Source organism: Planktotalea sp. (assembly GCF_965659345.1).
In the GTDB taxonomy this organism is placed as follows: Bacteria; Pseudomonadota; Alphaproteobacteria; order Rhodobacterales; family Rhodobacteraceae; genus Planktotalea.
Genome location: NZ_CBFHVK010000007.1, coordinates 100,252 through 112,499, shown reverse-complemented (window position 1 = coordinate 112,499; position 12,248 = coordinate 100,252). Strand labels below are relative to the sequence as shown.

Here is a 12,248-nt window from a genome sequence, read left to right as displayed (position 1 = left end):
TCGCCTTAATGTGAGGCGAATCGTCAAAAGCACAAGAGTGCCTTGAGCTAAAAACCAAGAAATTCTGTCGGATTTTGTGACCAAAAGTGAATTTTCGGCCCCAAGGATAGAAGATCCGTACAGAAAGGGCCGAAAATTGACAGTTTATTTGGCAAGCACTTCATCAATATCCGCGGCTGAATGCCGATTTGGAAGTTGCGCGTTTTCTTCGCCCCAAGCGACATTCACAATCTTGCCGCGCTTGACTGCGTCACGCGCGCCGATTTGTTTGGTCCAGCGCTGAACGTTCTCGTAGCTTTTCACATCCAAGAACTCGCCAGCATCATATGCTTTGCCCTCGGCCAAGCGACCATACCAAGGCCAAGTTGCGATATCAGCGATAGAATATTCTGATCCCGCCAAATATTCGTTTTCCGCCAAATGACGATCCAGAACATCCATCTGGCGTTTCACTTCCATTGCAAAACGGTTGATCGGGTATTCCATTTTGAACGGTGCATATGCGTAGAAATGGCCAAACCCGCCGCCCAAGTATGGCGCACTACCCATTTGCCAGAATAGCCAGTTAAAGCATTCAACGCGCGCTTGACCCCCAGGAATAAGCGCTCCGAATTTTTCGGCCAAGTGCATCAGGATCGAAGCGCTCTCGAACACGCGGATCGGCTCCTCGCCATCTGAATAATCCAGCAAAGCAGGGATCTTTGAGTTCGGGTTGGCATCGACAAAACCAGAGCCAAACTGATCACCATCCCCAATTTTAATCATCCAAGCGTCGTACTCTGCGCCCTTATGTCCAAGCGCGAGCAGTTCTTCGAGCATGATCGTAACCTTCACACCATTCGGTGTGCCCATGGAATGCAGTTGCAAAGGATGCTCGCCGCGTGGCAGCTCTTTATCATGGGTAGCGCCCGCAATCGGACGGTTGATAGAGGCAAATGTACCGCCGCTTTCTTGCTCCCAAGTCCATACTTTCGGGGGGGTGTACTCGTCTTGATTGCTCATGGGTTAGCTTTCTTTGTTAGCGAACAGCGCGTTGTGCTCATCGCGCAGGATATTCTTTTGAACTTTGCCCATCGTATTGCGGGGCAGAGCGTCAAGAATAATGATCTTGCGCGGATGTTTAAAGCGGGCAAGTGCTGCATGACACGCGTCTGTGATTTGGGTGATGTCGGGGCCGTCGCCCTCAGGCACGACAACTGCAACAGGACTTTCGCCGAAATCAGGGTGCGGCACGCCGATGACGGCGCTTTCTTTGACGCCAGGCTGGTCGTCAATCACCAGCTCAATCTCTTTGGGATAAATGTTATATCCGCCCGAAATGATGAGGTCCTTACCGCGCCCGACAATCTGCACATAACCGTCCGCATCGATCATCCCCAAATCACCCGTAATGAAAAAGCCGTCTTCGCGTAGCTCTTCTGCAGTCTTTTCGGGCATCTGCCAGTAGCCCTGAAACACATTCGGGCCGCGCACTTCGAGAACGCCAATCTCACCTTGATCTAGTTCCTCGCCATTTTCAGGATCACAAACTTTCAACTCAACGCCCGGTAGTGGAAAGCCGACGGTGCCTGCTTTGCGCTCGCCTTCATAGGGATTGGACGTGTTCATGTTCGTTTCGGTCATGCCATAGCGTTCAAGAATACGCTGACCTGCGCGCGCTTCGAATTGCTCGTGAGTTTCACTAAGCATGGGGGCAGAACCAGAAATAAATAGCCGCATATGTGCTGCCGCGTTCTTGGTGAATCCATCGTGATCGAGCAGGCGCGTATAGAAGGTTGGTACTCCCATCATCGTCGTTGCGCGGGGCATTTCGGCCAGGATTGTGTCGGGGTTGAAGGCACGCATGAAAATCATCGCGCCCCCTGAAAGCAGCATAATATGGCTTGCTACAAAAAGCCCGTGCGTGTGGAAAATAGGCAAAGCATGAAGCAGGACATCGTCCTTGCTGAACCCCCAGTAGTCTTTCAGAACTTGCGCATTAGAGAGCAGATTGTTCTGGCTTAACATCGCTCCTTTCGAACGTCCTGTTGTGCCAGAGGTATACAGAAACGCCGCCAAATCATCGCCACTGCGCACGGTTGTTTCAGTGGTCTCACTTTGCGTGCTGGCTGCGCGCATCAAGCTGCCGCTGCCATCTGCACCGAGCGACATCAACGCCGCACCTGTGCGCGCAGTGATTTGAGCGATACTGTCTTCTTTACTTGGATCACAGATCACAAGCTTAGCACCGCTGTTGTCGATGAAATACTCTAGCTCGACAGCGGTATAGGCGGTGTTGAGGGGGAGAAAGATTATCCCTTTCTGCACACACGCCGCATACACAGCCAAAGCTTCGGGCGATTTTTCAACCTGTAGCGCAAGACGATCACCGGCCGTTAGGCCTTCCGCGCTTAAAGCTCCTGCAATCTGCGCCGACATACGCAAGAACGCGTCATGGGTCAGCGTTTGTCCATCTGGCACATGAATGAAAGGCGTTTGTTTGCCCTGATGAGGAGCAAAAAGAGCGTCGTACAGCGGATTGGTCATAGGGCCTCATTTGCAGTCTTGCGGATCAGATCACCGTCAAACTGCCCTTTGAGCCCTATACACACAATCCCTAAAGGCGCATTTGCAGGGGCATCCGTAATTTCAAACCGGCGTCCTACGATGTGCAGTGCTTTCAACGCGCCTGTTTCATCAATAAAGAACCCCTTCGCACGCGCGATATGCATCGCGTCTTGCGTCAATTTTTTTGCGAGCGCTTGGCCGTTCACAGGATGATGGCACGGCAGTGCAATGCTCTCAAACAACCCGTCCGCGTGACCCATTTGCTGGCACTCGCGAGGGTTTACATCTAGGCCGAGCACCATATCAATTGGTGCTTTGCCATGCGCTGCGACCAAAGACCGTGCTTTCGGGGCCAGCGTCGTGAGCCATGTCTTAAGCCGTTCAACATGTGCGTCATCCACAAGGTCGGCTTTGTTGATCAAGGTCAAATCAGCGTCCGCCAATTGCCGTGTGATCGTGTCGCCGATGTATTCATCCATCGCCGCGTCTTGGATGGTTTCTGCATCGACCATCACAACTGTGCCATCCGGTTTAAAACCATCAAGTAAGCTGACAGAGGCCGCGATCGCCGAAGGAATTGCCACGCCAGAGCATTCAATCACCACTTGATCCGGGCGTACGCTGAGGTCTGAGAGGTCCATCAAAGCAGCGCTTAGGTCTGAGCCGAAAGAGCAGCAAATGCAGCCACCTGCGATGGAAATCAAATCGTCGCCCTGCGCTTCGATCAAGTCCTCATCGATCGGGAGTGCGCCAAATTCATTGACCAACACTGCCAGTTTACGCCCATTCGCGGTGCGCAACAGATGGTTCACCAGCGTCGTTTTTCCCGCCCCCAAGTAGCCACCAATAATAGTGACGGGTAAAGGCTCAAGCATCAGAGGCGGCGAACACGCGTCCACCTTGAACCGTGCCCCAAACCTCAACGTCTTTCAGCTTTTCAGGCTCCGCTTCACGGGGATCACTTTCCAAAACTGCGAAGTCAGCGCGCTTACCCACCTCAATGGAACCGATTTGACCATCCATATGCAACGTATGCGCAGCGCCCATTGTGACCGCCCAAAGGGCTTCATCCACAGTGATTTTCTCATGCTCGCCTTGCGTGCGGCCTGACGCGGTCAAGCGGTTGACTGCGCACCAAGCGGTGAACAACGGACCAAGCGGGGTGACTGGTGCATCCGAATGGATAGTCATCGGCACACCACAATCAAGGGCCGTGCGTGTTGCGTTCATGCGCAGCGCGCGATCCGGACCAGCCGTCAGACGGTAATGCTCATCGCCCCAATAAAAATGATGGTTCGCAAACAAGTTCACGCTCATCTTCAGCGCCGCCATCTTCTTGAATTGTGCGCGATCTGCGAGCTGACAGTGTTGCAAAACAAAGCGATGATCATTTGAAGGAACTTTTTTTAATGCCAGCTCCAGCTTCTCAATGGCAAGCTGCGTTGCTTGATCACCGTTGGTGTGCGTGTGCACCTGAATGCCTTCAGCAAGGGCAAGCTCATAGATTTCCTGCATTTGCTCGGGCGAGATATACCACAAACCATTAGGCGCACCGTTGTGATAGCCGGGCCAGCGCATCCGCGCAGAGAAGCCTTGGATCGATCCGTCCGCGACAACCTTGATACGACCCAGCGATAGGCGATCAGTCGAGAGTTTCTTGAGGCGCGCAACCTCTGGGATCAACTCTTTTGGCGGCAAACCAAGGAAAAACCGCAAAGGGACGACGCAGGCTGGAAAGTTCGGCTCGCCTGTAACGCGCAACATTGTTTCCACCGCCTCTGGCTCTAGACGGGCTGCAAGGTCGGTGACTGTTGTCACACCAGTACGTACGCAAAGTCGTGCGAAATCACGCAGACCCCGTTCGTCACTATCGGTCATGGAGCGGTTCAGACCCACATGCTCACCCACGGGTGTCATGGCATCTGGACCTTTCAACTCACCCATCGGCATGCCGTCACTTCCAAGTGAAATGCCGGGATGATTTACGCCGCTTTTCATCAAACCGGCGAGTTCCAGCGCTTTGGTGTTCACATAAAGAATATGGCCCGACGCATTCATCACACCAATCGGACGCGTTGCCGATACGCTATCAAGCTGCGCGCGCGTGATTGGCTTGTTATCAAGGTAAATCGGATCAAGCTGCCAGCCCGTAAGCGGCGCGTCGGGATCTTCGAGCAAGGCTTCAGCGGCTGAAAGCGATGCCAGCACATCTTCGATGCTTTTGTTGCCCTTCCATGTCTTTCCGTTGGGATCCATCCGGTCAAAGTAGCCACAATAGACGTAGCGCCAGAGCGTGCCTTCCATAGTGTGCGCGTGTCCTTCAACGAGACCCGGGAAGAGTACTTTGTCTGCAAAGCGCTCATCGAGCTCATATTCACCCCATGTTGCGATCTCTTCGAGGGAGCCAACTGCCAAAATACGCCCTTCACGAATCGCTACGTGGCTTGCTTCCGGTTTCTGAGGGTTCATCGTCACAATTTTTCTGGCAGAGAAAACAGTCGTCTTCATGGGAATCCCTCGTATGTCGCATCGGTTATTTTTCTTAGCGTAAGCGGGATTTATTTGTGTGCAAACAAATTTCTCAAATCGATGAAGTTTGTTGCATCGCTAAAAAAAATTCCGAAATTTGTTGCCCTCAGGGAAACACGCCGTTTAGGCTGCCCTCATAATAGGTAAGCCTGCCAACAGGTTCCACAAACAAGGGAGTTAAAATGAAACACTTGATCAAAGGCATCGTCGCAAGCGTCGCGCTATCCGCGGTCATGGCGACGGGCGTGATTGCCGAAGGGCACAAGACAGGCGGTACGCTTGTTACTGTGCTTGGTAGCAACGTCCGTAATCTCAACTCTGCGGTCCAATCTGGTATCGTCACGGGCTATCCTGGTGCACAGCTTTTCGCCTCGCCTATGCGCTATGATGAAAACTGGGAACCACAGCCCTATCTTGCCGAAAGCTGGAATGTTTCAGACGATGGTCTGACAGTCACTTTGAACTTGGTGAAAAACGCTAAATTCCACGACGGTGCGCCGATCACATCAGAGGACATCGCATTTTCTGTCGACGTGATCAAAGCGAACCACCCGTTCAAATCCATGTTTGCGCCAGTCGAGAGCGTCGATACGCCTGACGCGCACACAGCTGTTTTGAACCTTAGCAAGCCGCATCCGGCTTTGATGCTTGCGATGTCTGGTCAACTTATGTCGATCATCCCCAAGCATATCTATGGCGATGGCGAAATCACTGACGTGAAAACTCACCCGCGCAACAACGAAAATGTTGTAGGCTCTGGTCCGTTCAAGCTTGTTGAGTTCAAGAATGGTGAGCACGTTATCCTTGAGCGTTTTGACGACTTCTTCATTGAAGGGCGCCCTTATCTTGATCGCGTTGTCATGCGTATTATCACCGATCCAGCAGCGCGCGCGATTGCGTACGAGAACGGTGAAATCCACATGGGTGCATTTGAATCGCTCCCACGGATCATCAATCGTCTGAAGAAAGTGGACACTCTCACTGTGACGCCAGACGGCTATGGTGCGATCGGTCCGATTGACTGGCTCGCGATGAACACCGCGAAAGGTCCGCTATCTGACGTGCGCGTGCGCAAAGCGATTGCTTATGCGGTAGACAAAAACTTCATCCACAAAGCGCTTATGCAGGGCACAGCTGCTGACAGCACATCGGGCATTCACCCAGATAGCCCGTTTTACGCGGCGCAAGATGGGTATGATGTTGATCTCGAAAAGTCGGCAGCCTTGCTCGATGAAGCGGGTTTCCCTGTCAAAGACGGCTCGCGCATGTCACTGACCATCGATTTCGGTTGGCCCGGCGTGAAGCCGCAGGTTGAATATGTCAAAGCGGCTTTGAAAAAGGTGAACATTGACGTTGAAGTACGTGCTTCTGCTGACTTCCCGACCTGGGCAAAGAAGATGGGGACAGGCGATTTTGATATGTCTTGGGACACAGTCTTTAACTGGGGCGATCCGGTTATTGGTGTACACCGCACCTACGACAGCACGAATATCCTCAAAGGTGTTTGGTCTAACACGCAAAGCTATTCCAACGCGCGTGTGGATGAGTTGATGGCGATGGCCGCTGTTGAAACAGACGTTGAAAAGCGCAAAGCGCTCTATGCAGAGTTTCAGGAAATCATCGCAGATGAGCTTCCAGTGTATCACACCAATACTCTGCCCTATCACACGGTCTTTAATGACAAGGTGAAGAATGCTCCGATGGGCATTTGGGGTACGTCCACGCCAATCGATACGGTTTGGCTCGACGAGTAAACACATCTTTCAGAGCGCAGCCTGCGTTGCGCTCTGATCTCTTTCTAGCGAACTGCTGACAATTTTCCGTTCAAATTCAGGGGCCAACATGCAGGTTTTGCAAAGTTTCGCGATCCGCGCAGGATATGCAGTGATCTTGTTAGTTGCAGTCTTAGTTTTGAACTTCTCTATGATGCACCTCGCGCCCGGTGACGTTGCTGATACGATAAGCCAAAGCATGGGCGGTGCGGATCAAGAATTGCTCGATCAAATCCGAGCAGATTATGGGCTGGACCAACCTTTCTACATTCAGCTTGGACGCTATATCGGTGGTGTCTTGCAGTTTGATTTGGGGTTTTCGTTTTTTTACAATCAACCCGTGACTGAACTGATCCTTCAGCGTTTACCCGCGACGCTCCTTCTCGTAATCACTGCACAACTTCTGGCGCTGTTTATCGGTGTGATCATGGGTGTTGTGTCGGCTCGAAAGCCCAACGGCATCCTAAGCCATTTCGTGACATTCCTTGCACTTTTTGGCTACGCAGCGCCTGTTTTCTGGACAGGTATTTTGCTGCTCATTGCCTTTTCACTCAAGGTACAGTGGTTTCCAGTTGCGGGCATGCAAGATGTTACGATTGAGGGCGGGTTTTGGGCCCACTTTGTTGATATCGTACGCCACATGGTGCTTCCTGTTATCACACTTGGCTCCCTATTCCTCGCGCTCTATTCGCGTTTGGCGCGCGCCACTATGATGGAGACACTCGGCTCTGATTTCGTGCGCACGGCAAAAGCCAAAGGGCTCTCAACAAACCAAGTCGTTTATAAACACGCGCTTAAAAATTCATTGTCTCCGGTGATTACGCTTGCGGGTTTGCAGTTTTCGGCAGTGATTTCTGGCGCGGTTTTGGTTGAAGCGGTCTTTAGCTGGCCGGGTCTTGGGACTTTAGCATTCCAATCCATCATTGCGCGCGACACGCCAACGATCCTTGGCATTTTATTCTTTTCTGCATTGGTCGTTATTGTGGGCAACCTGTTGACGGACCTTGCTTTGCGGCTCGTTGATCCGCGTGTAGGAGGCAAAGGATGAGCCTGATCGATCCACAAGAACAAGATACACTACCACCCGCACGATCACCCTTGTCAGAGGCTTGGGAAATGTTTCGTGGCAACACGGCTGCCATGGTCGCGCTGATCGTCCTCGGGCTTATCATTCTGTGCGCCATTTTTGGGCCTTGGATTTATCCAACCGACCCTTTCGACATGGTATGGGCGCCGTTTTCACCACCTGGCGTCGACGGGTTCCTTCTGGGTACTGACTATTTAGGGCGCGACCTTTTGGCGGCACTGATTCATGGTTCGCGCGTGTCTATCGTTATTGGCCTCGCTGCCGCGAGCGTCTCAATCGTGATAGGCGTGACTGTTGGGGCTTTGGCTGGGTTTTACCGTGGCTGGGTCGAAGAACTCTTGATGCGCATCACGGAATTCTTCCAAGTGCTGCCAACCCTGCTTTTTTCGATGGTGATTGTCGCGCTCTTTGGCGCATCACTGCCTATGATCACACTTGCCATCGGTGTTGTAAGCTGGACCGCGGTGGCGCGCGTCACACGTTCCGAGTTTTTGCGCATAAGAGAGCTGGAATATGTGATGGCTTCACGCGCATCCGGAGCTACGAACAGCAAACTGATGTTTCGCGTAATCCTGCCCAACGCATTGCCACCTATTATCGTGCAAGCGGCGCTGATGGTGGGGTCCGCGATCTTGTTTGAAGCAGGGCTGTCCTTTCTTGGATTGACCGATCCGAATGTCGTCAGTTGGGGGCAAGTCATCGGCTCGAACCGTCAATATATCCTTGATGCGAGCTACACCGTCACCATTCCAGGCCTCGCTATTTTCGTGACCGTATTGTGTATCTCCCTTGTTGGTGATGGCCTCAATGACGCGCTCAACCCTAAACTGAGGTCGCGCTAATGGCTTTGCTGAGTGTTAAAAACCTGCGGATCGAGATCAAAACACGCGCAGGGGTCGCACCCGTCATTGATGATCTTTCGTTTGACCTTGAAGCGGGTGAAAGCCTGAGCTTTGTCGGTGAATCAGGCTGTGGTAAATCAATGACCGCTCTCGCGCTGATGGGGCTTTTGCCCGAAGGTGTCGGAAGTGTTGCAGCTGGCTCCATTACGTTTGATGGCGAAGAACTGACGACAGCAACCGAAACGCGTTTGCGCGAAATACGCGGAAATGACATTTCGATGATTTTCCAAGAGCCGATGACCTCGCTTAATCCGCTCTACACGATTGGTGAGCAAATAGCCGAAGTGCTGCGCGCGCATCAAAACCTGTCGCGCAAAGCGGCTTGGAACCAAGCGATTGAATTGCTTGATGCGGTTCGTATCCCCAATGCAAAGGCAAGGGTAAACGATTACCCATTCCAGATGTCGGGGGGCCAACGCCAGCGCGTTATGATTGCCATTGCGCTAGCCTGTCAGCCAAAAATACTGATCGCAGATGAGCCAACCACAGCCCTTGATGTCACGGTGCAAGCCCAGATTTTTGATCTGTTGCAAGACATGCGGCGTCAGACTGGCAGCTCAATTATCCTGATCACACACGATATGGGTGCTGTTGCTGAAATGGCCGAACGTATGATTGTGATGTATGCGGGGCGCAAAGCCGAGCTTGGCCCAGTCGAGGATGTGATCGCACATCCGCGTCATCCCTATACGGCAGGTCTGATCTCTTGCGTGCCACATATCCTTTCTACGCTCACACAAGAACGCGAAGAATTGGTTGAGGTGCCAGGCATTGTTCCAGCGCTTAATGACTTTGGCAAAGATAGCTGTCTGTTCGCGTCTCGTTGCCAACAAGCGCAAGCGCAATGCTTGGAGGCACGCCCGCCAGAAATAGAATTCGGACCAGAGCATCAATCCGCTTGCTGGCGTGCGCAGGAGTTGTGAGATGAGCGATGACACCCTTTTAAACGTAGAAGACCTCGTCGTCCGTTTCGCGGTGAAGCGCGGCCGCGGTTTTGGTAAGAACGCATACCTTCATGCAGTCGACAACGTGAATTTCACCGTAAAGCGTGGCGAAACACTGGCGATAGTTGGTGAATCTGGTTCTGGAAAGACAACCGCTGCGCTTGCTGTTGCGCGCCTTGTGACAAGCTATCAAGGCAAAGTGGAGCTTAATGGGACCGACCTTCTGCACCTAAGCGATGAAGACTTGCGCCAAGCGCGGGCAAAGGTGCAGTTCATCTTTCAGGACCCATATTCTTCGCTCAACCCGCGTTTGCGCGCCAGCGACATTGTGCGTGAACCGATGGACAGCCTTGGCAACATGACCGAGACGGAGAAGTCCGAGCGCATCGATTTTCTGTTTGAAGCTGTGGGACTGCGACCAGAGCAGCAGCGTTTGTTCCCCCATCAATTTTCGGGTGGTCAAAGACAACGTATTGGAATTGCGCGCGCTTTGGCGACGCAGCCTGATGTTATTATCTGTGATGAGCCTGTTTCGGCACTTGATGTTGCGGTGCAAGCGCAAATCCTAAATCTGCTGCGCAAACTGCAGAAGGACTTTGGCCTAACTTATCTGTTCATCAGCCATGACCTAGGTGTCGTGCAGCACATGTGCGACTCCATTGCGGTGATGTATATGGGCAAAATCGTCGAATACGGCCCGCGCCTAGATATCTTCAACGCACCACAACATCCCTACACCCAAGCCCTACTCTCTGCCGTACCCTCCGTCGACAAGGCACGTCGCGCCAAGAGCAAGCGCATATTGATTCCGGGTGACCCGCCCGATCCCGTCAATTTGCCGGATGGATGTCGCTTTGCAAATCGTTGCCCTGCTGCACAGGATATTTGTCGCCGCGATGAACCAGAACTCGAAAATGGCGTCGCCTGCCATTTCCCGGGTGCAGAGCTTTAAAGCATGCCGCGCGTTGCTGTCTTTTTGCGTGCCGTAAATGTTGGCGGGACGGGCAAGCTTCCTATGCAAGTGCTGCGAGAGCTCTGTACACAACTAGGGTTTGAAAACGTCCAAACGTACATAGCGAGCGGGAATGTAGCGCTTGAGACAGATGAAGACGTTGTTGCAGTCAAAACCAAGATCGAAGCGGCGTTGATGGCCTATGCTGGCAAGCACGTCGGGGTCTATGTGCGCACCCATGATGAATTGTGCCAGATTGCAGCGCAGAACCCGTTTCATGAAGCACAAGGCAATCAGGTCACTGCAGTATTGATTGATGATGATCCAGAACGCGCCCTGCAAAAAGGCGTACGCGGTCAAGTGGACGAAGAACTCGCGGTAGGGCCCAGCGTTCTTTACGTCCACTATCCAAATAGGATGGGCACATCAAAGCTCAAATTGCAGGGAGCATTGGACGGCACAGCGCGCAACATCAATACGATTGAAAAAATGAGAGCGCTTACCGAACCGGCTTCTCGCTGATCCAAAGATGGATCACACCTTCTACAACGGCTGTGCCATCACTGCGGCGCGCGACAACATTGATCGCTAAATCACCCGGTGCCCATGTGCTTGGATCGCTTACCGCTTCGCAAATCAGGTCAGTGTTGGCCTTGGCAGGGTAGCTAAGTTCCATGCCTTTAGGGATCCACCGCAAATGTTTGGGGATCGTCGCTTCAGCCAAAAAACCCATCGCCATTTCAAGCGCATTGGCGACGGCGATGACATGAACTGTGCCAATATGGTTCTGAACGGAGCGACGTTTTTTGAGGAATATTTCGCAGTGACCGGGCTCAAGCGTCTTAACCAAAGGCCGAATCGTCTGAAAATAAGGAGCTTTGCGCGCGGCATATGCAGAGAAAATCTGCCGACCAAACGGCAGTTTAAGCGTCTTTTCATAGCTGCGCAGAATGAAAGGTTTGCTCATCTTAAGCCCCTTAGGTTACCTTTTTGCTTTTTAGTGCAAGCTCAACGGCCTTGCATCCATGACGCAACGAAAAGGTGATCAGATGGCTGATGCGAAAACCAAAAAGACAGTGATTGATCCATATGACTTCATCCAAGCGCTAGATCATCCAACGCGCAAAGCCGATGCGCTGGTTTTATACGATCTTTACAAACGTATCACCGGATATGAGCCACGAATGTGGGGCCCAACGATTATCGGGTTTGGTCGCTACAGCTACACCTATGACAGCGGCCACTCGGGTGAGTCCCTTGCAGCTGGTTTCTCGCCGCGCAAGACGAGCTTGTCGCTCTATATTGTGCCCGGTTACCAAGACTATGGCGACATCCTTTCAAGGCTTGGCAAACATAAGATCGGTAAATCTTGTTTGTATGTGAACAAGCTGGCAGATGTGGACATGGCTGTCCTAGAGGAATTGATCCGAACTGGGCTGAAAGACCTAGAAAAGCTTTGGCCTGTACTTCCTGAATAGGGGCGCGAATCTGGACAACACGGTCCACCTGTGAAAA

12 protein-coding genes are annotated in these 12,248 nt (G+C 52.3%); 7 read left to right on the top strand and 5 right to left on the bottom strand.

The genetic code is table 11. The features are described 5' to 3' along the window. Nucleotides 1-144: 144 nt before the first annotated feature. From yghU to ACTG3Z_RS07350, 4 genes are read right to left on the bottom strand one after another with little or no spacing between them, the layout of a single operon-like run. Entirely contained in the window at nucleotides 145-1,002 is an 858-nt protein-coding gene (yghU, locus tag ACTG3Z_RS07365) for a glutathione-dependent disulfide-bond oxidoreductase (protein WP_439142243.1), read from the bottom strand. Between the two features lie 3 nt (nucleotides 1,003-1,005). Beyond that, nucleotides 1,006-2,526 carry a malonate--CoA ligase gene (locus ACTG3Z_RS07360; RefSeq protein WP_439142242.1) on the bottom strand — a complete coding sequence of 507 codons (1,521 nt, stop codon included), beginning with the start codon at nucleotides 2,524-2,526 and terminating at the stop codon, nucleotides 1,006-1,008. Beyond that, entirely contained in the window at nucleotides 2,523-3,422 is a 900-nt protein-coding gene (locus ACTG3Z_RS07355) for a CobW family GTP-binding protein (RefSeq protein ID WP_439142240.1), read from the bottom strand. The genes ACTG3Z_RS07360 and ACTG3Z_RS07355 overlap by 4 nt, the downstream gene beginning before the upstream one ends. Further along, entirely contained in the window at nucleotides 3,415-5,055 is a 1,641-nt protein-coding gene (locus tag ACTG3Z_RS07350; protein ID WP_439142238.1) for an amidohydrolase, read from the bottom strand. Before ACTG3Z_RS07350 ends, ACTG3Z_RS07355 begins: the two co-directional genes overlap by 8 nt. A 203-nt stretch (nucleotides 5,056-5,258) precedes the next feature. Here ACTG3Z_RS07350 and ACTG3Z_RS07345 point away from each other — a divergent pair, with 203 nt between their 5' ends. From ACTG3Z_RS07345 to ACTG3Z_RS07320, 6 genes are all read left to right on the top strand, one after another. Then, entirely contained in the window at nucleotides 5,259-6,830 is a 1,572-nt protein-coding gene (locus ACTG3Z_RS07345) for an ABC transporter substrate-binding protein (RefSeq protein ID WP_375267297.1), read from the top strand. An 88-nt stretch (nucleotides 6,831-6,918) separates the two neighbouring features. Continuing rightward, nucleotides 6,919-7,896: an ABC transporter permease gene (locus tag ACTG3Z_RS07340; protein ID WP_439142236.1), complete on the top strand. Its 978-nt coding sequence runs from the start codon at nucleotides 6,919-6,921 to the stop codon at nucleotides 7,894-7,896. Beyond that, nucleotides 7,893-8,777: an ABC transporter permease gene (locus tag ACTG3Z_RS07335; RefSeq protein WP_439142235.1), complete on the top strand. Its 885-nt coding sequence runs from the start codon at nucleotides 7,893-7,895 to the stop codon at nucleotides 8,775-8,777. The genes ACTG3Z_RS07340 and ACTG3Z_RS07335 overlap by 4 nt, the downstream gene beginning before the upstream one ends. Then, nucleotides 8,777-9,760, top strand: a complete 984-nt coding sequence (locus ACTG3Z_RS07330) for an ABC transporter ATP-binding protein (protein WP_439142234.1) — start codon at nucleotides 8,777-8,779, stop codon at nucleotides 9,758-9,760. Before ACTG3Z_RS07335 ends, ACTG3Z_RS07330 begins: the two co-directional genes overlap by 1 nt. Before the next feature lies 1 nt (nucleotide 9,761). Continuing rightward, complete coding sequence (locus ACTG3Z_RS07325; RefSeq protein ID WP_439142232.1) at nucleotides 9,762-10,733, top strand: ABC transporter ATP-binding protein; 972 nt, start codon at nucleotides 9,762-9,764, stop codon at nucleotides 10,731-10,733. A 3-nt stretch (nucleotides 10,734-10,736) separates the two neighbouring features. Beyond that, on the top strand, nucleotides 10,737-11,255 hold the full coding sequence (locus ACTG3Z_RS07320) for a DUF1697 domain-containing protein (RefSeq protein ID WP_439142231.1): 519 nt from the start codon (nucleotides 10,737-10,739) through the stop codon (nucleotides 11,253-11,255). Here the strand turns inward: ACTG3Z_RS07320 and ACTG3Z_RS07315 are convergent. After that, nucleotides 11,233-11,700: a hotdog fold domain-containing protein gene (locus ACTG3Z_RS07315; protein WP_439142229.1), complete on the bottom strand. Its 468-nt coding sequence runs from the start codon at nucleotides 11,698-11,700 to the stop codon at nucleotides 11,233-11,235. The genes ACTG3Z_RS07320 and ACTG3Z_RS07315 overlap by 23 nt on opposite strands. 58 nt (nucleotides 11,701-11,758) lie before the next feature. Between ACTG3Z_RS07315 and ACTG3Z_RS07310 the strand changes: the two genes are divergently transcribed. Beyond that, the gene (locus ACTG3Z_RS07310; protein ID WP_439142228.1) at nucleotides 11,759-12,211 is read left to right on the top strand and encodes a DUF1801 domain-containing protein; all 453 of its coding nucleotides are present in this window, start codon (nucleotides 11,759-11,761) and stop codon (nucleotides 12,209-12,211) included. Nucleotides 12,212-12,248 lie beyond the last annotated feature (37 nt).

Excerpts from the sequence above, each read along its gene's own strand:
- yghU (WP_439142243.1), bottom strand. The coding sequence starts at position 1,002 with ATGAGCAATCAAGACGAGTACACCCCCCCGAAAGTATGGACTTGGGAG.
- ACTG3Z_RS07360 (WP_439142242.1), bottom strand. The coding sequence starts at position 2,526 with ATGACCAATCCGCTGTACGACGCTCTTTTTGCTCCTCATCAGGGCAAA.
- ACTG3Z_RS07355 (WP_439142240.1), bottom strand. The coding sequence starts at position 3,422 with ATGCTTGAGCCTTTACCCGTCACTATTATTGGTGGCTACTTGGGGGCG.
- ACTG3Z_RS07350 (WP_439142238.1), bottom strand. The coding sequence starts at position 5,055 with ATGAAGACGACTGTTTTCTCTGCCAGAAAAATTGTGACGATGAACCCT.
- ACTG3Z_RS07345 (WP_375267297.1), top strand. The coding sequence starts at position 5,259 with ATGAAACACTTGATCAAAGGCATCGTCGCAAGCGTCGCGCTATCCGCG.
- ACTG3Z_RS07340 (WP_439142236.1), top strand. The coding sequence starts at position 6,919 with ATGCAGGTTTTGCAAAGTTTCGCGATCCGCGCAGGATATGCAGTGATC.
- ACTG3Z_RS07335 (WP_439142235.1), top strand. The coding sequence starts at position 7,893 with ATGAGCCTGATCGATCCACAAGAACAAGATACACTACCACCCGCACGA.
- ACTG3Z_RS07330 (WP_439142234.1), top strand. The coding sequence starts at position 8,777 with ATGGCTTTGCTGAGTGTTAAAAACCTGCGGATCGAGATCAAAACACGC.
- ACTG3Z_RS07325 (WP_439142232.1), top strand. The coding sequence starts at position 9,762 with ATGAGCGATGACACCCTTTTAAACGTAGAAGACCTCGTCGTCCGTTTC.
- ACTG3Z_RS07320 (WP_439142231.1), top strand. The coding sequence starts at position 10,737 with ATGCCGCGCGTTGCTGTCTTTTTGCGTGCCGTAAATGTTGGCGGGACG.
- ACTG3Z_RS07315 (WP_439142229.1), bottom strand. The coding sequence starts at position 11,700 with ATGAGCAAACCTTTCATTCTGCGCAGCTATGAAAAGACGCTTAAACTG.
- ACTG3Z_RS07310 (WP_439142228.1), top strand. The coding sequence starts at position 11,759 with ATGACGCAACGAAAAGGTGATCAGATGGCTGATGCGAAAACCAAAAAG.